The 21717-nt window shown below is 46.3% G+C and carries 29 protein-coding genes; 26 read left to right on the top strand and 3 right to left on the bottom strand.

Going from position 1 to position 21717, the window contains the following annotated elements; translation table 11 throughout:
• Nucleotides 1-68 precede the first annotated feature (68 nt).
• Complete coding sequence (gene serA, locus ACO9K6_RS03290) at nt 69-1661, bottom strand: phosphoglycerate dehydrogenase (RefSeq protein ID WP_424766106.1); 1593 nt, start codon at nt 1659-1661, stop codon at nt 69-71.
• Nucleotides 1662-1901: 240 nt separating this feature from the next.
• Between serA and ACO9K6_RS03285 the strand changes: the two genes are divergently transcribed.
• Complete coding sequence (locus tag ACO9K6_RS03285) at nt 1902-2228, top strand: rhodanese-like domain-containing protein (RefSeq protein ID WP_424766105.1); 327 nt, start codon at nt 1902-1904, stop codon at nt 2226-2228.
• A gap of 24 nt (nt 2229-2252) precedes the next feature.
• Here the strand turns inward: ACO9K6_RS03285 and ACO9K6_RS03280 are convergent, their stop codons facing one another.
• Nucleotides 2253-3170, bottom strand: a complete 918-nt coding sequence (locus ACO9K6_RS03280) for a hypothetical protein (protein WP_424766104.1) — start codon at nt 3168-3170, stop codon at nt 2253-2255.
• 103 nt (nt 3171-3273) lie between these two features.
• Between ACO9K6_RS03280 and ACO9K6_RS03275 the strand changes: the two genes are divergently transcribed.
• Nucleotides 3274-3867: a CPBP family intramembrane glutamic endopeptidase gene (locus tag ACO9K6_RS03275; protein ID WP_424766103.1), complete on the top strand. Its 594-nt coding sequence runs from the start codon at nt 3274-3276 to the stop codon at nt 3865-3867.
• The gene (locus tag ACO9K6_RS03270) at nt 3864-4100 is read left to right on the top strand and encodes a hypothetical protein (protein WP_424766102.1); all 237 of its coding nucleotides are present in this window, start codon (nt 3864-3866) and stop codon (nt 4098-4100) included. The genes ACO9K6_RS03275 and ACO9K6_RS03270 overlap by 4 nt, the downstream gene beginning before the upstream one ends.
• On the opposite strand, the gene ACO9K6_RS03265 is transcribed toward ACO9K6_RS03270, so the two are convergent.
• Nucleotides 4087-4950 carry a polysaccharide deacetylase family protein gene (locus tag ACO9K6_RS03265; RefSeq protein ID WP_424766101.1) on the bottom strand — a complete coding sequence of 288 codons (864 nt, stop codon included), beginning with the start codon at nt 4948-4950 and terminating at the stop codon, nt 4087-4089. The genes ACO9K6_RS03270 and ACO9K6_RS03265 overlap by 14 nt on opposite strands.
• Before the next feature lie 164 nt (nt 4951-5114).
• Here ACO9K6_RS03265 and ACO9K6_RS03260 point away from each other — a divergent pair, with 164 nt between their 5' ends.
• The 23 genes from ACO9K6_RS03260 (at nt 5115) to ACO9K6_RS03150 (ending at nt 21446) form a co-directional block, all read left to right on the top strand.
• Entirely contained in the window at nt 5115-5438 is a 324-nt protein-coding gene (locus ACO9K6_RS03260) for a hypothetical protein (protein WP_424766100.1), read from the top strand.
• A gap of 196 nt (nt 5439-5634) precedes the next feature.
• On the top strand, nt 5635-6249 hold the full coding sequence (locus tag ACO9K6_RS03255) for a genetic competence negative regulator (protein WP_424766099.1): 615 nt from the start codon (nt 5635-5637) through the stop codon (nt 6247-6249).
• A gap of 148 nt (nt 6250-6397) precedes the next feature.
• Nucleotides 6398-7639 carry a Glu/Leu/Phe/Val family dehydrogenase gene (locus ACO9K6_RS03250; RefSeq protein WP_424766240.1) on the top strand — a complete coding sequence of 414 codons (1242 nt, stop codon included), beginning with the start codon at nt 6398-6400 and terminating at the stop codon, nt 7637-7639.
• Between the two features lie 15 nt (nt 7640-7654).
• On the top strand, nt 7655-8350 hold the full coding sequence (gene prsW / locus ACO9K6_RS03245; protein WP_424766098.1) for a glutamic-type intramembrane protease PrsW: 696 nt from the start codon (nt 7655-7657) through the stop codon (nt 8348-8350).
• Between the two features lie 74 nt (nt 8351-8424).
• Nucleotides 8425-8586, top strand: a complete 162-nt coding sequence (locus ACO9K6_RS03240; protein WP_424766097.1) for a hypothetical protein — start codon at nt 8425-8427, stop codon at nt 8584-8586.
• A gap of 104 nt (nt 8587-8690) precedes the next feature.
• Nucleotides 8691-10049: a germination protein YpeB gene (ypeB, locus tag ACO9K6_RS03235; RefSeq protein WP_424766096.1), complete on the top strand. Its 1359-nt coding sequence runs from the start codon at nt 8691-8693 to the stop codon at nt 10047-10049.
• Between the two features lie 58 nt (nt 10050-10107).
• Nucleotides 10108-10761: a flagellar brake protein gene (locus ACO9K6_RS03230; protein WP_424766095.1), complete on the top strand. Its 654-nt coding sequence runs from the start codon at nt 10108-10110 to the stop codon at nt 10759-10761.
• A 56-nt stretch (nt 10762-10817) separates the two neighbouring features.
• Entirely contained in the window at nt 10818-11015 is a 198-nt protein-coding gene (locus ACO9K6_RS03225; RefSeq protein WP_424766094.1) for a hypothetical protein, read from the top strand.
• A 143-nt stretch (nt 11016-11158) separates the two neighbouring features.
• On the top strand, nt 11159-11854 hold the full coding sequence (gene cmk / locus ACO9K6_RS03220; RefSeq protein ID WP_424766239.1) for a (d)CMP kinase: 696 nt from the start codon (nt 11159-11161) through the stop codon (nt 11852-11854).
• A gap of 3 nt (nt 11855-11857) precedes the next feature.
• Entirely contained in the window at nt 11858-12436 is a 579-nt protein-coding gene (locus ACO9K6_RS03215; RefSeq protein ID WP_424766093.1) for a lysophospholipid acyltransferase family protein, read from the top strand.
• Between the two features lie 80 nt (nt 12437-12516).
• Nucleotides 12517-13752 carry a 30S ribosomal protein S1 gene (gene rpsA, locus ACO9K6_RS03210; protein WP_424766092.1) on the top strand — a complete coding sequence of 412 codons (1236 nt, stop codon included), beginning with the start codon at nt 12517-12519 and terminating at the stop codon, nt 13750-13752.
• 85 nt (nt 13753-13837) lie between these two features.
• On the top strand, nt 13838-14491 hold the full coding sequence (locus tag ACO9K6_RS03205; RefSeq protein ID WP_424766091.1) for a YphA family membrane protein: 654 nt from the start codon (nt 13838-13840) through the stop codon (nt 14489-14491).
• A complete protein-coding gene (locus ACO9K6_RS03200) occupies nt 14491-15408 on the top strand; it encodes a YIEGIA family protein (RefSeq protein ID WP_424766090.1) in 918 nt (305 codons plus the stop codon). Before ACO9K6_RS03205 ends, ACO9K6_RS03200 begins: the two co-directional genes overlap by 1 nt.
• Nucleotides 15401-15580, top strand: a complete 180-nt coding sequence (locus ACO9K6_RS03195; RefSeq protein WP_424766089.1) for a capping complex subunit for YIEGIA — start codon at nt 15401-15403, stop codon at nt 15578-15580. The genes ACO9K6_RS03200 and ACO9K6_RS03195 overlap by 8 nt, the downstream gene beginning before the upstream one ends.
• 78 nt (nt 15581-15658) lie before the next feature.
• Nucleotides 15659-16981, top strand: a complete 1323-nt coding sequence (gene der / locus ACO9K6_RS03190; RefSeq protein WP_424766088.1) for a ribosome biogenesis GTPase Der — start codon at nt 15659-15661, stop codon at nt 16979-16981.
• 12 nt (nt 16982-16993) lie between these two features.
• A complete protein-coding gene (gene plsY, locus ACO9K6_RS03185) occupies nt 16994-17593 on the top strand; it encodes a glycerol-3-phosphate 1-O-acyltransferase PlsY (protein ID WP_424766087.1) in 600 nt (199 codons plus the stop codon).
• Between the two features lie 7 nt (nt 17594-17600).
• The gene (locus ACO9K6_RS03180; RefSeq protein WP_424766086.1) at nt 17601-18635 is read left to right on the top strand and encodes an NAD(P)H-dependent glycerol-3-phosphate dehydrogenase; all 1035 of its coding nucleotides are present in this window, start codon (nt 17601-17603) and stop codon (nt 18633-18635) included.
• Nucleotides 18636-18716: 81 nt separating this feature from the next.
• A complete protein-coding gene (locus tag ACO9K6_RS03175) occupies nt 18717-18992 on the top strand; it encodes a stage VI sporulation protein F (RefSeq protein WP_424766085.1) in 276 nt (91 codons plus the stop codon).
• Nucleotides 18993-19129: 137 nt separating this feature from the next.
• Complete coding sequence (locus ACO9K6_RS03170) at nt 19130-19309, top strand: DUF2768 family protein (RefSeq protein WP_424766084.1); 180 nt, start codon at nt 19130-19132, stop codon at nt 19307-19309.
• Between the two features lie 69 nt (nt 19310-19378).
• A complete protein-coding gene (locus ACO9K6_RS03165; protein ID WP_424766083.1) occupies nt 19379-19675 on the top strand; it encodes a 2Fe-2S iron-sulfur cluster-binding protein in 297 nt (98 codons plus the stop codon).
• Nucleotides 19676-19694: 19 nt separating this feature from the next.
• Nucleotides 19695-20297, top strand: coding sequence for a nucleotidyltransferase family protein (locus tag ACO9K6_RS03160; protein ID WP_424766082.1), 603 nt, complete (start codon nt 19695-19697; stop codon nt 20295-20297).
• Nucleotides 20294-20641, top strand: a complete 348-nt coding sequence (locus tag ACO9K6_RS03155; RefSeq protein ID WP_424766081.1) for a 2Fe-2S iron-sulfur cluster-binding protein — start codon at nt 20294-20296, stop codon at nt 20639-20641. Before ACO9K6_RS03160 ends, ACO9K6_RS03155 begins: the two co-directional genes overlap by 4 nt.
• 52 nt (nt 20642-20693) lie before the next feature.
• Nucleotides 20694-21446 carry a hypothetical protein gene (locus ACO9K6_RS03150; protein WP_424766080.1) on the top strand — a complete coding sequence of 251 codons (753 nt, stop codon included), beginning with the start codon at nt 20694-20696 and terminating at the stop codon, nt 21444-21446.
• Nucleotides 21447-21717: the final 271 nt, after the last annotated feature.

Below are 21717 nucleotides of genomic sequence, written 5' to 3'. Positions count from 1 at the left end.
GTACGTGAAACAAAAGGAGCCAACCGTTAACCCGGTTGGCTCCTTTCTTCCGTGCATAATGTTGCAGCTTAGTATAAAGTAATTTCTTTAGCTGTGTTAAGCTCAGGCATGCTCGTAAGCTGCTCGAGCACTTTTTTAGGTGTTGCTTTATCCACTCGCAGGACCATGATCGCGGAGCCGCCTTCAAGCTGTCGGCCTACCTGCATGGTTGCAATATTAACATCATTGCTGCCAAGGAGGGTGCCGACACGACCGATGATACCAGGCTTGTCATTATGCGAGATTAGAATGAGGTTTCCTTCTGGCGTCACATCAACAGGGAACTTGTCGATTTGGACGATTCGAGGCCCGTAGCCAGTGAGCAATGTCCCGGCGATGACACGTTCTTCCTTCTTCGTACGAAGCGATACGGTCACGAGATTCGTGAAATCCTTCGCGGTGTGGGATTTTTGAACGAGAATGTTAACATCACGTACCTTCGCAAGATGCATCGAGTTTACGACGTTGACTTGCTCGGAGCCAAGATGATGCGCGAGTACGCCGCGAACGATATGACGTGTAATGGGCTGCGTATCGACCTCTGCAAGCTCACCAGAGTAGCCGACGACAATCTCAGTTACAGCACCTTCTATGGACTGTGCAATAAAGCTGCCAAGCTTTTCTCCAAGTGTGAAGTATGGCTGAAGAATGCTTTGCAGGTTAGCCGGAATCGGCGGCATATTAACCGCGTTCATGAACGGCTCACTACGAAGAATGTGAAGCACCTGTTCGGATACATCAATCGCAACGTTCTCTTGGGCCTCTACAGTTGATGCGCCAAGATGAGGGGTAACGATAATTTTCGGATGTGTCAAGAACGGATGGTCGTCAGCAGGAGGCTCTACTTCGAATACGTCGAAGGCTGCGCCAGCTACAACGCCGTTGTCGATCGCATCGACTAAAGCAATTTCATCGATAATTCCACCGCGTGCGCAGTTGATAATCCGCATGCCTGGCTTCATGACTTCAAATTGTGCCTTGCCAATCATGTGACGTGTATCTGGCGTCAGCGGCGTGTGAACTGTCATGAAATCAGCATTGCGTATAATTTCGTCTACGCTTGCCAGCTTCACTCCGATTTTCTCGGCGCGTTCTTCAGTCATGAAAGGGTCATAGCCCATGATCTCCATACCGAACGCTTTGGCGCGTTTGGCAACCTCGCTGCCGATACGGCCCATGCCGAGTACGCCAAGCGTCTTGTTACGAAGCTCGACGCCAAGGAAGGATTTGCGATCCCAGGTTCCATTGACGGTTTTCATATACGCCTGAGGAATGTGACGGGCAACCGCCATCATCATCGCAAAAGTATGCTCGCAAGTTGTGATTGTATTGCCGTCTGGAGCATTGATGACAATAATACCGCGTTGTGTCGCTGCATCCAGATCGATGTTGTCAACGCCTACGCCTGCACGGCCTATAACCTTCAGCTGCTTGCCGGCATCCATAATTTTTGCTGTAACGCGCGTTTGGCTGCGGACAAGCAATGCATCGTATTCGCCAATGATGGCAACGAGCTCGTCTTCGCTTAAGCCTGGTTTTTTGTCGACTGCGACATCCGATGCATCCATTAGCTGCTGGATACCCAGATCGCTGATTGGATCGGAAACTAACACTTTAAACATGTGAAGTATGCCTCCTAAAATGGGGCGAAGCTGGAGAGCTCCGCTTATTATGTACAGAAAAACTCTCTACCCGGCACCGTTGTGCAGCAGCGGGACGAGAGTTTGATCTACGGTTATGGACCTTCTTATTTTATAGCAAGGGAGTGGACAAAAGCAATGCTGAAACTTGCTGAAATGTGAAATTTTCGTTATGATTCAAGCATCGTTAGCAACAAATTACGATAATGGAGGTCTTAATAGATGACGAAATGGCAGGATGTGACTCCGCAAATTTTTTTGGCATTATTGGAAAACAGTCAAATAGAAGCAGGACAAATCATAGATGTAAGAGAGCCATTCGAATGGGATTATTATCATTTGGAGCATTCTACCTTAATACCGATGAATACAATTCCGCATCGTTTGCAGGAGCTTAACAATGCGCTGCCTCTATATATTATTTGCGCACACGGAGTAAGGAGTGTGGCCGTATGTCATTATTTAGAAGAACAAGGCTACAGCGACATCCACAACGTGACAGGAGGGATGGCGGCTGTAGCCGGGCTTAAAGGCTTTTATTATGATTAATTAGATTGTTTATTTGGATTGTGGTTAGTTTGAGTCCTGGAAGAAGAATGGCAGCTGCGGCAGCAGCGCTTGCTGATACAGTCTTGACTTGCTGGCCGTGAAGTCTCCGCTGCGGACCGCTTCAGTATTAACGAGCAGGTCTACTACTGCGGATAAGGTTTGGAGCTTCATGTTCGCTGCTTGTCCGGATAAAATAAATTCGTCTACCCGACTCGTTAAATCATGCGGATAATAGCTTGTAAGTTTTTTGCGGGACATAAGCTGATCAGCCATGAGCTTGTTTTTGATCGTGATCGGAAGCTTTTCCCATTGTGTCAGCTTTAGAATGGCTGGCGCTTTATAATCGGCAGGTATTTCCATATCAACGGAAGCAGCCCATTTCAGCATCGCGGAATAATAATCCTGCTGTGCGGATAAGGCGAAATTAGAAGCTGACAAATAGGTCTTCTCTTCCGAGATTTCCTGCTTTAGCTCGGTATTCGTCAAAGTCTTCGCGTTAGCAGCCGCTTTTGAAGCTGCATCAGTAAATTGCTTTAGGCTTCGGATGTAGCTAATCTGCGCTTCTGCAAGCAGCGGAGACGTTTGCATATTAATGGAGCTTGCTTCGGCTGCTTTGGATTTGGCCAGGCTCGATAAGTCCTCGAGCATCGAAGTTGCTTCTATGTTCTTTCCTTGCGATAATTTAGTCATGGCTGTAAACCATTCGTTTTGAAATTCACGATAAGGCAAAAATACAGTATGATAGAATGACACCAAATCCTGCTGCTGATAGGGGCTGACGGGCACTGCTGCTTGTGAGGCTTCGTCCGGTGTCGCATACCTGGCTTCTGTGCGCTCAGCGCCAACTTGTATGCCGTAGAAAAAAGCGCCTACTACACATACGAGCATGAATACAAATCCAACACTAAATAACATTGCTGTAGTCGTTAATCTTTTTTCCATCTTAATTTCTCCTCTATGTAAAAATAGGTTGTCGATTTGTTCTATCAGTATAGGTTAAACCGCAGTAAAAGAAAATATGAACGTACCAGACAGGCGGGAAGCTATGAAGAAATTTGATATTCGTAATATTCGTGTTCGCAAGGTGTCGGTTGATGAGCTCGATGACCGCATGCTCCTTATCAACTTATATACGACCCAAGCGCTTACTTTTATTATCGGTTTGATATGGGTTTTATTTCAGCGACAAAACGTATTCCATTTATTTACCTTTCCGAAGGAGCTTTCATTTATTTGGTGGGGCGCAGGATTAGCGGGGGCGGTAATTTTAATTGATTTGCTTATTTCTCGATTTGTGCCAGAGGAAGCGGGTGATGACGGCGGCGTTAATGATCGAATATTTGCGAATCGTCCGATCTGGCATATTGCAGTGATTTCCTTTGTTGTGGCAGTATGCGAGGAATTGCTTTTTCGCGGGGCTATTCAGCATGCGATCGGTCCTTATTGGACGAGCATTATTTTTGCGACGATCCATGTCCGCTACTTGAAGCACTGGATTCCGACCGGCTTGGTTTTTTCGATCAGCTATGGCTTAGGGTGGATTTACATTCAATCTGGCTCTATATGGGCGCCAATTATCGCACATTTCCTTATTGACTTCATCATGGGTTTAATTATTCGCTTTAGGAGGAAGACATGAGCAGGAAAGAAAAATTTGGAGGCCGGAGAAGTTATAAACAACAAGGAGAGGCGACAAAATCGCCTCAAGACATAACGGTTTCTAACGATGGGGAAGCACTGCCGCCAAGGCGTAAGAAATTCCCCTCCAGCATTAACAAGGTAATAAAATGGTATTACAATCTGCTATTTTTATTATTCGTTTGTTTAGTTGCGGGCTTGTTCTGGTATGGCCTTAAGTTTAGTGAGAGGTAACGATCGTGTCCGGGTCAATAAAGCTGTAGCCTTCGTTTTCGAGCTTCGTTAACAGCTCATCAAGCGCATCGGCTGTCCACTGGACCTCATGCATAAGAATGTTTGCTCCGGGGTGCAGCTGTTCCATCACATTTTGAATAACAATCTCAGGTTTGTTTTTCGCAGATTTATCCCAGTCAAGAGAGCCGTTCGACCACGTCATGTACAGCATGCCGTGGTTTTTTGCTATATTTTTCACCTTGTCTCCGCCTGACCCGTAAGGCGGGCGGAAAAATATAGGCTTCTCCCCGATAAACGATTCGATCTGCGCCTGCAGATCAGCGAGCTGCTGTTCAATGACCTCCTCGGATTCATTTTTTAAATTAATATGATCCCAGGAATGATTGCCGATCGTCTGCCCCCGGATATAGATAAGCTTTAGAAGATCTGGATTTTGCTTCACACGGTAGCCATTTACGAAAAATATGGCTTTCGCTTGATGGTTGTCAAGTGTGTCAAGCATACTGGTAATGACGCCTTCATCCTTCGGACCATCATCGAAGGTTAGCAGCACGGCTTTAGCTGGAGTGCTCTCCTCCATCGGCTCGAAGCGATAGGCGTCATTCATGCGGTACAGCTTAACAGGCTGGGCCTGCTGCTCCGGCTCGACCGCTAGACTAGACGAAGGCTGCGGCGTGCTTTCATTGCTTATGCTGTCTTCACTTGGCTCATCAGGAGTAGGGGAATGCAGTGAGACAGACGTTCCTTCATTGGAAGCCGTTATGTTCTCGTTAGCTGTAAGGCTGCTGCAGGCGGCTATTTGCGACCCGAGAGCAAGTGCGATGAAAAGTTTTATGGTTGATTTGAGCATAGGAACCTCCGAATTGTTATGGCCAATCGTACGGAAACGCCCTCATTGTATCATATTTGTATGTGTAGTCCCTAGAATCATTTCCTTATTTTATATGGAATGCTCAATGTGCCTGTCGGTCAAAATAAGTTTTGCATACGAATGAGGAAGGAGATGGCTACAACATGAAATTAAGTGGATTTTTATTCGGAGGGTTAATTGGTGCAGTCGCAACCGTATATGTTTCACGCAGACGTCCGGGTGCGGTCGCTTGGGCTGCTCATGCCTTGTCGGATGTTTGTGCCTCGGCAGCCCGCAAATCGTTTTCCAAAATAATGAGCAAGGACTGGAAAGAAGAGGCGGCAGTCACAGCCCCAAAGCATTCCGACGATTCCGCCGTAAAATCAGAAGCCGCTTGGGGACAAATTGAGGCTATTGTGAACAGCGACCCTGCATTGAAGCGGGAAGCAGATAAGATCAAAGCGGAATCGTCTGCATTGGCACACTAAACGGCAAGTCAAGGATGAAGAATCGTATAGCTGCTGCGCTTAGATGCAATGCGGCTTTACGATTCTTTTTTTCATTAGTGCAATCAAAGATCAGACATGATAAAGTAGATACATAGCACGATGTGATCAATTTGATCACATCTTACTAAAAATTTCATACGCTGTTACAACAGATGCTGCAGAGGAGGATCCTATCATGAAAATCGAACGTTTGAGTCAGGACAAGATACGGATTTTCCTGACGTTCGACGACCTGCTGGAACGGGGGATCCAGAAGGATGACATGTGGCGAGAAATTCCTAAGGTACACGAACTATTCAGTGAAATGATGGATCAAGCCTATAGTGAACTTGGATTCGATGCCAGTGGACCGTTAGCGGTCGAAGTGTTTGCACTCCCCGCCCAAGGAATGGTGGTGATCGTTACCCGCGGTAAAATGCACGCTCACGCCGGTGAACGGACTGTCGAGGATGACGACACGGAAGATGAGATATACGAAATGGAAGTGACGCTGGAGCATAGCGATGTCGTCATGTACGCATTCCGCGAATTCGAGGACGTTATTTCGGTATGCAAGCAATTGCAGGCTTCCGCGTTAACGGAGGACGGACGATTGTATTCCTATAATGGCAAGTATATATTAGCGTTAGAGCCTGCGTTAATTGAGACATCAAGGCATAACGCAGTCATTGCACTGCTTGCTGAATATGGAGAAGCCACCTCGGTTACGTTTGCCATGCTGGAGGAGTATGGCAAAGTGATTATGTCCGAATCAGCCGTTCGGGAAATATGTAATCATTTCAAATATTAATAAGCTAGGACCTGGAGAGAGCATCTGCGGACTGATTATGTCTGCATGATGCTCTTCTTGTGTGTAAATAAGAAGACTTGACTCGCATACAGGCGGGATAAGGTGTTCATATTAGATGTAGACAAAGGCGGTGTATAAAATGAGTGACATGAAAGACAACGATGTTTTGCTATCTACTCAAATTGTAATTGAACAAGCGCTGCGCAGACTGGGCTACGATACGGATATAATTGAACTGCTGAAGGAGCCGATACGGGTTCTAACTGTGCGTATACCTGTGCGGATGGATAACGGAGTAACGAAAGTGTTTACAGGTTATCGGTCACAGCATAATGACGCGGTGGGGCCAACAAAGGGCGGCGTAAGATTTCACCCTGCGGTATCGGAAAATGAGGTCAAAGCGCTATCCATATGGATGAGTCTAAAATGCGGGATTGCGGATCTTCCATACGGCGGGGGCAAGGGCGGCGTTATTTGCGATCCCCGGACGATGTCGTTTCGCGAGCTAGAGCGTCTTAGCAGGGGCTATGTGCGCGCAGTAAGTCAGATCGTAGGACCGAATAAGGATATTCCGGCGCCGGATGTCATGACAAATTCGCAAATTATGGCATGGATGATGGATGAATATAGTCGGATACGTGAATTTGACTCCCCTGGCTTTATTACAGGAAAGCCGCTTGTGCTTGGCGGCTCCAAGGGCAGAGAGACAGCTACCGCACGCGGCGTTGTTATCATGATCCAAGAAGCGCTTCGTCTAAAAAGCATTCCAATAAAAGAGGCTCGTATCGTCATTCAAGGGTTTGGCAACGCAGGCAGTTACCTTGCCAAATTTATGCATGAGGCTGGAGCTCGCGTAATAGGTATTTCCGATGTGCATGGAGCATTGTATAATAAAGATGGGCTAGACATTGAATATTTGCTTGATCGTCGGGATTCCTTTGGAAATGTCACCTCGTTGTTTCCTCAGACGATTTCGAACGCTGAGCTGCTCGAACTGGAATGTGATGTTCTTGTGCCGGCAGCCATCGAGAATCAAATTACGGAAAGCAACGCGCCTAATATTAAAGCGGCAATTGTCGTAGAGGCTGCGAATGGCCCGACAACACTGCACGCTACACAATTATTAACGGATAGAGATATTCTGCTTATCCCTGACGTGCTTGCCAGCTCCGGAGGCGTCATTGTTTCCTATTTTGAATGGGTGCAAAATAATCAAGGCTACTATTGGGACGAAAAAGAAGTAGATGATAAGCTTATACAAATGATGAAAAGCGGTTTTGAGCACGTGTATGAAATACACCGCACCCGTAAGGTCGATATGAGGCTTGCCGCTTATATGGTCGGCGTCCGCAAAATGGCTGAGGCTGTTCGTTATCGCGGCTGGGTGTGAGAAAGCAGGGAAGAAATGTTGTTGTTTTCCGTATTGACTGCGGCTGTAGCGCCAAGCGTTTCGCTGCTTACTTATTTATATTTGAGGGATCGGTACGAAGCAGAGCCCATTCATATGGTAGCGAGAATGTTCGTGCTCGGCATACTGGTCGTCGTACCGATTATGGTTATTCAGCGCGGGATGGAGCTCTGGCTGGGAAATAATGATATTGTGTTTGCTTTTGTTAAATCGGCTGGTGTAGAGGAATTTGTAAAGTGGTTTGTTTTGTATCATGTCATATACAACCATACGGAATTCGATGAGCCATATGATGGAATCGTCTATGCTGCGTCCATATCTCTTGGGTTTGCCACTCTTGAAAATGTACTTTACGCTATTTATTCGCCTGCTACCTTCGGCACGCTGCTTGCACGAGCGTTGCTGCCTGTATCCGGTCACGCCCTCTTCGGAGTTATGATGGGCTATTACTTGGGTAAAGCGAAGTTTGCTCCCAAAAAAGAAAGCTACTTCTTTTTGTTTGTGTCGTTCGCGCTTCCGGTTCTGCTGCATGGTTCTTACGATTGGATTATGATTACGGTACAGACAAATTGGATGTGGTTTATTATTCCATTTATGATTATGTTGTGGATTTGGGGTTTGCGCAAAATGAATCATGCTACTTCACGCTCTCCGTTCCGCTTTGTTGCTCAGGAGGATGAGATTAAAATGTAGCTGCTGCGTCCATACTGTTAATATATAGAAACGCTTCGGACGAAGACGTTAGATTATTTCGGTTGGAGGGGAATATGGAGGCTGCAAGAGTGAAGGTGACGATTCGCTGCAATGTTTGCGGAGAAAAATTTGTGCTTCGCGGACGAAGAGACAAAGGGACAATTGAAACTGGCTTTAAGCAGTGCATTTGCAATAACATAAACGATTTGGATATTGAAGAGCATATGATGTATTAATTTTTTTATAAAACTTTACAACAATTGAATAGCAGGATGCATAAAGCTCCTTTTGGCAAACCAAACTAAACCCATGTTTTGCACAAGAAAGGAGCTTTTGCATTATGTACCGTCGACTTAGCTCAATCCTGTTTCCAATCATGTCTCTGCTTTTTTTAGGCGCAGTTTATTGGGGTTATCAAGAGCATCAAGATAAGAACTCGATATTGATTAAAGCAGAGAACCAGTATCAACGGGCTTTCCATGATTTAACCTATCATGTCGAGCAATTGCACCAGCAGTTAGGAAATACGCTTGCCGTGAACTCGGCCTCACAAAGCTTTCATCGAAAGGGACTTGTCAATGTGTGGCGGCTAACAAGCGAAGCGCAGAACGAAATTAACCAGCTCCCGTTAAACATGGTTCCCTTTCACAAAGCGGAGGACTTCTTGTCCCACATTGCAAATTTTTCTTACAAGACCGCAGTCCGCGATTTGAGCAAGCAGCCGCTTACACCGGATGAATTCAGCATGATGAAAACTCTTTATGCGAAGTCAGAGGAAATCTCTAAGGATTTGGCTGGCATGCAGAAGGAAGTTATGGCCAACAATTTGCGTTGGATGGATGTTGAAGTTGCACTTGCCTCTGATCAATCGAATAACAACAATAAAATTATCGATGGCTTTAGATCCGTGGACAAGAAGGTAAGCGAGTACCCTGAGATCAATTGGGGCCCATCGGTAAGCAGCATGTATCAGACACGGACGTTCAACATGCTAAGCGGTGAAGTGGTTACCCCCGAGGAAATTAAGAAGCGTGCTGCAAAGTTCGCTAATGCAGCCGAGTCTGATATTCACGTCGTTGAAAATGCTAAGGGAACGGAATACGCCTCTTATTCAGCAACCGTAAAGAAAGGGTCTAAAAACCAAATGCTGCAGATGGACTTTACCAAAAAAGGCGGAGAGCTCATATGGCTACTGAACTCTCGTGACATTGGAAACAAGAAGATTGATTTAGAAAAAGCGCGCGCAGCTGCAGAAACATTTTTAAATAAGCATGGCTTTGAAGCGACGAAAGCCATTAATTACGATACGTTGAATAATACGGGTGCTTTCACCTTCGTAGGACTGCAAAGCGGCGTATTGATTTATCCCGAGAAGCTGACGGTAAAGGTGGCTTTGGATAATGGAGAGGTTGTCGGCCTGCAAGCGAATGATTATGTATACGAGCATCGTAAGCGGACTTTGCCAAGTCCGATCCTTACGAAAGAAAATGTGCGAAAGGCGCTAAACCCTGAAATGAAAGTAACAAGCGAGCAATTAGCCTTGATTAAAAATGATCTCGGCGAAGAGGTGCTATGCTACGAATATATGGGCCGTATCAACGGGGCTATCTATCGCGTATACATTAATTCCGAGACAGGCGCCGAAGAATCAATTGAAGAAATGACGACGCAAGATATAAACGTTGCATCCGGCCAATAACGATATGGCTCGCCTCTGATTGACATGCTATAATGCATGTAAATGGGGGGGAGCCACTTTGTTGCCGAAAATAAATCAAATGCTGTATTATCAAATTGCTTCTTCGGATGAGGCGGAGGCGGCAATCGAGTACAAATCGCGAATTGCCGACGAGCAAGAGGAAGCCTGGCTAATTGAGATTCCAATTAGTGAAGGGTCTGGGCGCTACAAACGTTTGTTTCTAGGCGATGAGCTTTCCGTTTACTTCGTATCAGAGGATGGAATTAAAAATTATTTCGATTCTCATGTTGTCGGTTTCAAGGAAGATGTCATACGATTAGTCAAAATAACGAAGCCCGATCCAAATCGGATTACAAAGGTTCAGCGCCGCAGCTTTCTTCGAGTTCCCGCTGAGCTGGAAATCGCCGTCAAATTGTCTAATCATGTACGATTTGTATGTATGACTGATGATATTGGCGGAGGAGGAATTTCACTCCTATGCGAAGGGAAATGGCCGCTTGCTGCAGGACAATATTTAGATTGCTGGCTGCTTATCCCCTTCAGGAACGGTACGATTGATCACGCTTCCTTTACAGGTGAAATCGTTCGGGTAATAAATTTGGAAACAGGCCGGAAGCAGGCCATGATCAAATATATAAAAATAAATGATTCCGAACGGCAAAAGGTCATCCGCTATTGTTTTGAGAAACAGCTGGAATCCCGGATTCGATGAATAATAACATGCGGCACTTGGCAAGCTACCCAAAAAGAAGGAAGGGTGGCTGCCAAATGTTGCGAAAGATAATAAATAGAAAGAGAAAACGCAAGCAATTGCTTCATTTGACCGATGAAGTCACCGCAATCTTAAGAAGGATCATTATTTCTCTTCTTATTTTGCTTGTTTGTTCGCAAGCTGCGTTGCAAAATCATACGATTCGTCATTGGTTAACCGGCGTAGATCAGTGGGAAGGAACCCGCTTGAACTAACGCTGATCTTTTGCATCTGCGTGTATTGTGTGGTATAATTTTCACGTTCGCAGGCAATGCCTGCTTTTTTCTTGAGAGGTTTGTGTCGCAATCTCACGTGTTTCGGCCAGCCGTCTCTAACTAAAGGGGGTTGACCATACGTGATGCATCACGAAGGTGAAACCGATCGCATGAACATTGCAATTGACGGGCCAGCTGGCGCCGGCAAGAGCACAGTCGCGCGAAAGGTTGCCGAGCAGCTAGGGTATGTGTATGTCGATACGGGAGCTATGTATCGTGCCGTTACACTTAGTGCTCAGCGTGCGGGTGTATCAGCAGCTCAGCCGGAGAAGCTGGCTGAATTAGCAAGATCGTTGAAGATTGAGCTAGAGCCCGGCATTCAAGGACAGTCCGTCTATGTAAATGGAGAGGATGTAACCTCACTTATTCGATCACGAGAGGTAACTCTTCAAGTTTCGCACTATGCGGCTAATGAAGCCGTTCGAGATGTACTTGGTATGATGCAGCGCAATCTAGCAGCCTTTAAGGGCGTTGTAATGGACGGACGGGATATTGGTACGCATGTTTTGCCGGACGCGGAATTGAAAGTGTTTTTAACCGCTTCGGTCAAGGAACGAGCGCTTAGACGTTTTCGTGAGATTTCCGAAACGCAGTCGGTCACACTCGAGCAATTGGAAGCAGAAATTGCAGAGCGCGATCGGTTGGACGAGCAGCGCGATATTTCGCCTTTAATCTGCGCTTCAGATGCTGTTGTAGTGGACAGTACCGGGATGACCATTGATGAGGTTATTCAAGCAATTGTAGATTTAAGCCGAACCAAAATGGCGGAGGCGAAGTAAACTATGTTATACGTTTTTTTTCGTTCTCTCCTGAATGCCATTTATACGCTGTTATTCCGGTTAGAAGCGAGAGGCACTGAGAATATACCTACTGAGGGTGCTGTCATTCTAGCCTCTAATCACATCAGTAATTTCGATCCGCCTACTGTCGGAATCAAGGTGAAACGCAAGGTCCATTTTATGGCGAAAGAAGAATTATTCAAGGTTCCAGTCTTCGGATCGTTAATTCGTGCTTTCGGCGCTTTTCCCGTAAAAAGAGGTGGCGTAAGCAAAGACGCAATCAAATCAGCGATTACCATGCTTAAGGATGGAAATATGCTGGGTATTTTTCCTGAGGGCACGCGAAACAACCAAAGCGGAGCAGCTAAGAAGGGCGCCGCGATGATTGCGGTACGAAGCGGTGCGGTAATTGTGCCTGTTGCTATTATTGGACGATATAAGCCTTTTAGTAAAATGACGGTATGCTACGGCAAGCCAATAGATTTATCTGCAATTATTGAAGACACATCGTCTGATATGCTAGACCGCGTAACAGAAGCTATTATGGCTCATATTCGTGAGCTAAAATCAAACAATGATTAATCATGTTTTAAATGCTGCTTTCTCCATAGGCGTCAGCAGATTTAAATAAAGTTGGGGTATGAACTGAGGAGGTTATTTCAATGTCAGAAGAAACTAATGTACAAGAATCCGCAGCGGAAGAGGTAAGTCAAGACGCTATGGATAATTTCGTGTCTTTGAAAAAAGGTGATTCCGTTAAAGGTACGATCGTCAAAATCGAAGATAACCAAGCTTATGTAAGCCTTGGATATAAATATGACGGTGTCATTCCAATTCGTGAGCTTTCTCCGGTCCAAATTGAAAATGCAACAGATGCAGTTCAAATCGGTCAAGAGGTTGAGCTTAAAGTCGTAAGCATTAACGATGATAAGGAGAGCCTTGTTCTTTCGAAGCGTCTCGTTGACGGCGAGAAAGCATGGGATGTATTGGAGCAGCGCTTCGAAAGCGGTGAAGTATTCGAGGTTGCAGTTGCAGACGTCGTGAAAGGCGGTCTCGTTGCTGACGTTGGCGTGCGCGGATTCATTCCTGCTTCTATGGTTGAGCGTCACTTTGTGGAAGATTTTTCTGATTACAAAGGCCGTACGCTACGTGTGAAAGTGAAAGAAATCGATCGCGAGAACAATAAAGTGATTCTTTCCCAAAAAGAAGTGCTGGATTCCGAATTCGAGCAAAACAAGCAGCAGGTTATGGCTTCCTTGGAGCCAGGTCAAGAGCTTGATGGTACCGTTCAACGTTTGACACCATTTGGTGCTTTCGTTGATATCGGCGGCATTGACGGTCTTGTACACGTCTCAGAGCTTTCCTGGGAGCATGTCGCGCATCCGAAGGATGTTGTAACTGAAGGCCAATCCGTTCGTGTAAAAGTGCTTAAAGTGGATCCGGCAGCTGGGAAAATCAGTCTAAGCATTAAGGCTGCACAGCCTGGCCCTTGGGATACGGCAAGCAATCAATTTGCAACAGGTGATATTGTAACAGGTACAGTTCGTCGCCTTGTTCCATTCGGCGCTTTTGTTGAAATCGCTCCAGGCGTTGAAGGACTTGTTCATATTTCTCAAATTGCACATCGTCATATCGGCACGCCTAACGAAGTGCTGAAGGAGGGGCAAGAGGTGCAAGCGAAGGTGCTTGACTTCAATCCTTCCGAGAAGCGCGTTAGCCTGAGCATCAAAGAAACTGAGGAAGCGCCTGAGCAGCCAACTCCAAGCGCACGTCCTGATCGTGCGCCGCGCGCTCCTAAGGTTGAGAAAATCGACAACCCTAACGTAAGCCTTAGCAATGAAAGCATGAGCTATTCCCTTGCAGAGCGCTTCGGCGACAAACTTAAAAACCTGAAATAAGCAGCTATTTTTAAATGAAGGAGCTATTCCTGCGGCAATCGCAGGAATAGCTCCTTTTTTTTGGTGCATAATAGGGGGACAAGAGGTGATTCCACTGAATCCAGGTTATGTTTCCCTAGGTATTGTGCTTATCGTGCTTATTCTAGCAGCCACCGGCTGGAGGCCATATTTGGCGCCCGACACGGATAGTCGTAAAATGGCGATTGTTGTGCTTTTACTTGCAGCAGTTATTCCGACTTCACTGTGGTTGTCCCTTGTCATTTTTAATCTGCAGCTTCACGTTCATGCGAGCGCATGTATAGTTATAATTGCGGCTTTCCTCATTTATTTAGATCCTGAAGAGGTGGGCTATAAAGTGTATTTGGTGCTCTCAGCGCTTTTGATTGCCACCATTTGGGGATTTACTCGAATGCTCTATAGTTATGACCCTGTATTTTTTTGGCTAAGTCCAAGCTGGGATTCTCCTATAGCTGGAGGTTTGTTGTGCAGTGCCTTCTCCTCACAGGTAAAGCATCAATTCGGCATGCTCGTTTGGGGAGCGGTATTTGGTGAAGTGCTGCATGCTGCATTGATGTCCGGCACAAATGTACCGTTCATAGGCTCATTAGCGTGGTGGGATAGCTTTTTGATTGCTATTGTAACTGCAAGGATATGTAGTATGATGCTCCTGCTTATGCGTCTTGGGATATCCAAGCTAAGTCTCATCCTATGGCGTGTAAAAGGAGGCCGATCCTCGTAATGCAGTATTTTCTTATCGATAATAAGTATTTAGTCGGGGTTTTGCTTGGCATTATGTTAGGTGTCCTATCGAGGTTGCTTATGCTAAGGACGGATTATAGACAATATCCGACGCATACGCATGGTCGCATCATACATATTTCGTTGGCCGTCATTGCTGCATCGCTGGGGGCTGTAGCCGTACCGGCGTTATTCAATAAGGACTATACGGCGATTACGTTTCTCACCTTAGCGGCATCACAATTTCGAGACGTTCGAAAAATGGAGCGGGAGACGTTGACCAAGATAGATGAATTAGAGCTGGTAGGACGAGGCTCAACCTACATCGAGGATATCGCTATGATGTTTGAGGGACGCAATTACTTGGTTATCATGACAGCTATGCTGACCAGTCTTTTTTCCATTTTATTAAACATCTGGTTCGGGATATTAGCGGGCGGGTTATCGCTGCTGGTTGTCGAAAAACTGAAATCCGGCAAATCTTTGTCGCATATTGCAGATGTTCAATCCGCCAAAGTTCGCGTTGACGGCCCCGATCTGTTTGTTGGAAATATTTATATTATGAATGTCGGATTGAAAGTGAATCAAGACATTATAGAGGAAAGAGGAATGGGTTTTATTTTGACTCCATTTAACTCTAATGGCAAAGCAACGCTTAGCAATCTTGGGCAGCGACAGGCCATACTTTACGATATTGCCACCATACTGGGATTTTATCGGGATTCTGGCGAGCCTATGCTTATTCCAATGGCGAAGCTGGATATAAAGGATGGAAGGCTGGCCGTATTTTTATTGCCGCAGGAGCTGGATGCGAGCAAAGGCAAGGAAATTATTTTACGGGTGCCAATATTGGAATCTGCTGTTCGCATGCCAACGGAAGCCTCGGTAAATAAGAAGGAGGCTGGCGAAAATGGCTAAAATCGTAGCAGTAGTAGCTTTGAAGGCAGAGAAGGCTCACGGCGGTGCTCCTGTATTTATCGAGGAGAGTAAGGAAATGCTGGAACAAACAGCTTTTCTGCTCGAAAAAATATTAGATGCCAGCGCCCATGATTTGAAAAATGGGACGATTATTTTGGTTGACCACCGATAACATGAAAAGTTAGCCAAGAACGCACTTTTTTGCTATGATGGTTATCGTGAGTATTTTTGAAGGAGTGGAAAACTAATTATGGCAAGACCCGTTATTGCTATCGTCGGGCGTCCGAATGTGGGTAAGTCTACCATTTTCAATCGCGTTATCGGCGACCGCCTGGCAATTGTTGAGGATAAACCGGGTGTCACACGTGACCGGCTTTATGGCACTGGAGAATGGAATGGTAAGCCGTTCAGTATTATTGACACGGGCGGCATTGAAATTGATGGTGAAGATGAAATTATGAAGTCAGTCCGTATGCAAGCCGAACTGGCCATTGAAGAAGCGGATGTTATTATTTTTATGGTCGATGCGAAATCAGGCTTGACGCATGCGGATGATGAAGTAGCTCAAATGCTCTTTCGTTCGCGCAAGCCTGTCGTTGTGGCCGTCAACAAAGTGGATAATGAGAACCGCATGGATGAGGTTTATGAATTTTACGGACTGGGCTTTGGTACGCCGATTGCAATATCAGGATCGCACGGGCTTGGAATCGGAGATTTGCTGGATGCGGCGGTTGAGCTGCTGCCGGAGCAGACAGAGGACGGCTATGACGAGGATGTTATTCGCGTAGCATTGATCGGCAGGCCGAATGTTGGCAAGTCTTCCCTTGTAAATGCCCTGCTTGGAGAGGATCGCGTCATTGTCAGTAATGTCGCGGGAACGACCAGAGACGCCATTGATACGCCATTCGAGCGGGACGGACAGCGCTATGTTCTCATTGATACCGCAGGTATGCGCAAACGCGGTAAAGTGTACGAGTCAACTGAGAAATACAGCGTCATGCGTGCTATGAAGGCCATCGAGCGGGCAGACGTAGTACTTGTTCTGATAAATGGCGAAGAGGGTATTATTGAACAGGACAAGCATATTGCCGGATATGCCCATGAAGCAGGCAAAGCGTCTATCTTTGTCGTTAACAAATGGGATGTAGTAGAAAAGGATGAAAAGACGATGCAGCAATTTACGCAAAGCATTCGTGATCATTTCTTATTTATGTCCTACGCTCCAATCGTCTATCTATCCGCATTGACGAAACAGCGCTTACAAAAGCTGCTGCCTGTTGTTAACCATGTATCGGAGCAGCATGCGATGCGGATCCAAACTCATTTGTTGAATGATGTTATTTCCGATGCGGTTGCGATTAACCCGCCTCCATCTGACAAAGGGAAGCGACTGCGCATTAATTATGTGACTCAGGTTGCAACCAAACCTCCGACGATTGTCGTATTCGTTAACGATCCGGAAATTATGCATTTTTCGTATGAGCGTTACTTGGAAAATAAGATTCGAGCAGCTTTTGACTTTGAAGGAACACCAATACGAATTTTCTCGCGTCGTAAGTCCGTGGAAGATTAGGGGAGAAGAAGTTTGCTATACGGGGTAATCGCGGTTGCTTTAAGTTATTTATTAGGTTCTGTATCATTCAGTATTGTGATTGCCAAGTGGGTGAAGGGCATTGATATTCGTCAGCATGGCAGCGGTAACGCCGGAGCGACGAATACGCTGCGTGTTCTTGGCAAAGGTCCGGGCATCCTCGTGTTTGTACTGGATATTGCAAAGGGAGTCGCTGCTGTCTGGATCGGGCATGGCTTGAGTGACAATTCATGGATTCCTGTTTTATGCGGATTGGCAGCGATAGTTGGTCATAACTGGCCGATATGGTTTCGCTTTAAAGGCGGCAAAGGCATTGCCACCACTGTTGGCGTGATTGCTACGCTTGCCTTTGTTCCGGCGTTGTGTGCAGGCATCGTTGCAATTGCAACCATTGCATTGACCAGATATGTTTCATTAGGGTCGTTATTATTTGCGGCCTTGACGCCATTATTTATTGCCATTTTTTATTTTTCCTTGCCTCTGTTAAGCGTTAGTTTGCTCATTTGTATATTCGCATTCGTCCGTCACCAATCTAATATTGTAAAGTTGCTTAAAGGGACGGAAAACAAGCTGGGTGCAAAGAAGGGATCGTGAGCCGTGCATGACAAATCATAATCCATCCGCTATAAAGCGGGCAGCAGTGCTTGTAGCAGGCAGTTGGGGTACCGCGCTCGCCTCCGTCCTCGCGAACAACGGCTATCAGGTTATGCTTTGGACACGAAATACCGAGCAAGCGGAAGGCATTAATCGCAATCAAGAAAATAAAAAATTTCTGCCTGACGTCAAGCTGCCAGCTGGGATCGAGGCTACAACGGATCTGAAACAGGCGCTGCAGGATGTGGAGCTTGCTCTGTTCGTTGCCCCTTCCGGGGCGATGAGAGAGGTAGCAAAGCAAGCTGCGCCCTACTTGTCACCCGGTACTTTAGTTGTTCATGCGACGAAAGGGTTTGAGACGGATACGCTAAAACGAATGACAACCGTCCTTTCGGAGGAGCTTGGTCGGAGAGATGAGCAGCTAGTCGTGCTTTCAGGTCCTAGCCATGCGGAAGAGGTTATTCGGAAGCAGCCGACAACGGTAGTCGTCGCATCTTCGAATATACATGCAGCCGAGCAAGCTCAGGATGCGCTGATGAACACTCACTTTCGCGTATATACGAATCCGGATGTTGTTGGGGTTGAGGTTGCTGGAGCAATCAAGAACATTATTGCGCTGGGTGCAGGCTTAACGGATGGATTAGGCTTTGGCGATAATGCGAAAGCAGCTCTTTTGACGCGAGGATTGGCGGAAATTGGACGGCTTGGGACAGCGATGGGCGCAAATCCGCTAACCTTTGCCGGGCTAGCGGGCGTAGGCGACCTTGTAGTCACATGCACGAGCAAGCACAGCCGAAACTGGCGGGCAGGCTACATGTTAGCTGACGGTACACCGCTGGATGAGGTTCTGGCGCGTATGGGCATGGTTGTTGAAGGAGTAAAAACGACAAGAGCTGCTTATGAGCTTGCGAAGCAATATAAGGTAGAAATGCCTATCACCTTTCAGCTGTACGAGGTGTTGTTTGCGAGCAAGGAGCCAAGAACAGCCGTTGAGCATTTGATGGGCAGATTACGCACTCATGAAATCGAAGAACTGGTGTAGGCGGGAGCGCCTACACCAATCCTATACCCATCTCATATGATGCAAAGAGCAATATTTCAGTGCATCCTGGAGGTGTAGGGTATGACAAAAGATTTTTCCAAAGACGTTCTGAACGCGATAAACAAAAAAACCGGCAAAGGAATAACCGAAAATTCGATCAAAAAAATTGCCAGCGGCGTCACAGCCGAGACCATGCAGGATGAGGCTGAGCTGCGTAAGCTCATCAAGCAGGTTTCAGATATGGCGAAGGTAAAGGTTACGGAATCAACGGTGAATGATATCGTGAAGGCTGTCAAAGCAAGCGGCATGAGCATGTCTAACATGGAAGCCTTAATGAAAATGATGATGAAGAAATAAAGCTCTGCGGCAAAAGCGGAGGTTCGTTCCGGAATTTTTTTTCGGTGCAGAATCTTGTCTGCTTTTGTCCTTTTTTTTCTCCGATGTTATAATAATGGAGTATTCATATTGATATAGATTAGGAGAATGGAATAACTATGGATCCAATGACTAAAATGTGGGTCTCGCTTATCGGAATAGGGATGATGGCGATCGCGGCTCTATTAATAACATTTGCTCGTTTGAAAACGAAGGGCATTATAAAGTTTGTTCTATCATTGGTTGCATTTGTGCTTCTCATTATTGGTTTTTTATGCGGGTTGATATCGATCGTTTAGGCGACAAAATTTAATATGCGTACATACTGCATGGCTAACAGCATAATGAAAGGGAGACTTTGAAATAAAATGATTGAATTAAAGGGAAGAACAAAAACAGCAATCGTAGAGGCGGAAGCTGGCTTATCGCTGCTGGATCTTGCACTGAAGCATGATGTGGATTGGGGCTTCTCCTGCGCTCGCGGCACCTGCGCACGTTGTCGCTGCATTGTCACGGAGGGCGGAGATCAGCTTGAAGGGATAACGGACGAGGAGTGGGACCGCCTTGAGCCAGAGGAGTTCGAGGAAGGCTACCGGCTTGGCTGCCAGGCAATTATCAAAGATGCGGGGGCTAAAATTGCAGCAGCTAATAAACCTTACTTCTAAGAAAGAGGACGTGCCGGCGATGACTGGAAACGAAATTATTCATACTGCGCTGGCCACTGTTGTACAAGCGACAAAAGCAAAACAAGAAAGTTGGATTGTTGGCGGGAGTGTCGGCTTAATGCTGAGGGGACTTCCGCTTGCGGCAAAGCCGCGGGATTTGGATATCTATTGTGATCTGGAGGATGTTCAAAATATATATGACTCGCTCAAGCTGTATGCCATTGATGAACCGGCAATCAGCGTGACCAGCATGTATCGCTCCTGTCTGTGTCACTTTATCATTGATGATGTTCAGGTCGAATTAGTTGGAGGGTTTCAGGTATCTGCTTTAGGCTGCCGCTACGTGACAGCCGTACGAAAGCTTCTGCTGCCGTATGGAGCGCGAATTCAAATCCGTAAAGATCTGGATGTCTGTATCGTGCCACTTGCTCACGAGCTTTGCTTCAATATGCTTCGGGGCAGGAGCGATCGCGTACAGCTTATCGCAGCTGCGATTGCGGCCAATCCCAGCTTGCATGAAGGGGCGCTTCAAGCGATTGAATTAAGCAGCCACTTTACCGATGAGGCTAAGAAAGAGCTGCATGGTCTGATCACAGCAGGAGAGGAAGGTGGCATGCTATGAATGGTGAGGTCACCTTCTGGCCATCCGGCAAAGTGGTTAAGGTGAAGCCGGGCACGACGCTGCTAGAGGCCGCCAGACTCGCTAATCTGCCGATCAAAACGCGCTGCGGGGGGAAGGCTGCTTGTTTTATGTGTAAGGTGATGGTCCGACCGGGAGGTGAGCTACAGCCGATCTCCGATAATGAACGCAGGAAGCTGTCTGGTTTGGATGGCGACCAAATCCGTTTAGCCTGTCAAGCGAAAGTGGAAGGTAAAGTAGAGGTAGACATCCCGCTTGATCCGCTTCGCGCCGCAGTCGCAAGGCAGCTCGCCAGACAGGCAGAGGAAAACGATGATTTGTGGTAAGCAGATGCTTACGAAGCAAGTTTGCTTTACAAACCTTTCAGGAGGATTAAAAATGAAATTTGTTTATAGACAAGGGCTGCGGAGAAGCATATGCAGCTCTGCGGCTTTAATCGCTTTGTTATTTGCGCTTTCTACTTTGACAGGGTGCTTATACCCAGATAGCGAGCTGAGACAAAATCAAGCCGCTCCTAAAGAAGCTGTACGCAATGTGCAAGGTGCTATTGATCAATATAAGAGCGATACGGGAATGCTGCCGATGAAAAACAGTACAGTAGACACGCCGCTTTATGAAAAGTTTTATGTCGATTTTGATATACTTGGCCGTTCAGGCTATTTGAGCACGATTCCTGCCGCAGCATTCGAGAATGGCGGAAACTTTCATTTTTTAATTATAGACGAGGATACCAAGCCTAGAATTAAGCTGCTCGATATTGTTACCTTTCAGAAAATAAATGATGTTCAAAGCTGGGTAAGAACCCATGTACAGAGCGGCGGCGATCTTCCTAAAGGGGAGAAAATGTATCCTGGCTTTTATCATATTGATTACAAGAGCATGAACAAGAAAGCTCCGACGATAATAAGTATATTTTCCGGACAGACCCTACAAGCTATTCTCGATGATAATGGGGTTGTTTATGCCGATTATGGCATTGATATTATGCAGTTTGTCAACAAAAGCGGCAAGTCTGGCTTCGAGCCTGCGCTTGATCTGCGGTCACTGCTCGTTGACAGCTCCGATTTTGTACCCGTAAAGGCTCCGGTATACCATTGGATTAACAACGAGCCTCAGGCTGTACAGCCGTAGCGCAATATGAAATGCTTCACTTCTACATGGATCTCCAAGGCGATTTGTCTTGGGGGTTTTTTTGCTTTCAAATGTCATAGTTATGTGGATCGGGTCATATAACTCAATCTTGGAAGGGTTGATTGTTGTTGCTCAAAAAAAGATTTCGCAGAAGGAATCGTCATAATCGGGAAGCTTGCACATAAGATGTTACTAGTCCAAAAAGCATGTACGAGTTGCGTCGCTGGCCTGCCCTATTGACCGGTGGATGGCGGCGAACCGGAAATTCAAT

Origin of the sequence: Paenibacillus praedii, from assembly GCF_049725345.1 — a bacterium.
GTDB lineage: Bacteria > Bacillota > Bacilli > Paenibacillales > Paenibacillaceae > Pristimantibacillus.
The sequence above is the reverse complement of the archived record's forward strand: the minus strand, read 5'-3'. Positions and strand labels throughout refer to the sequence as shown.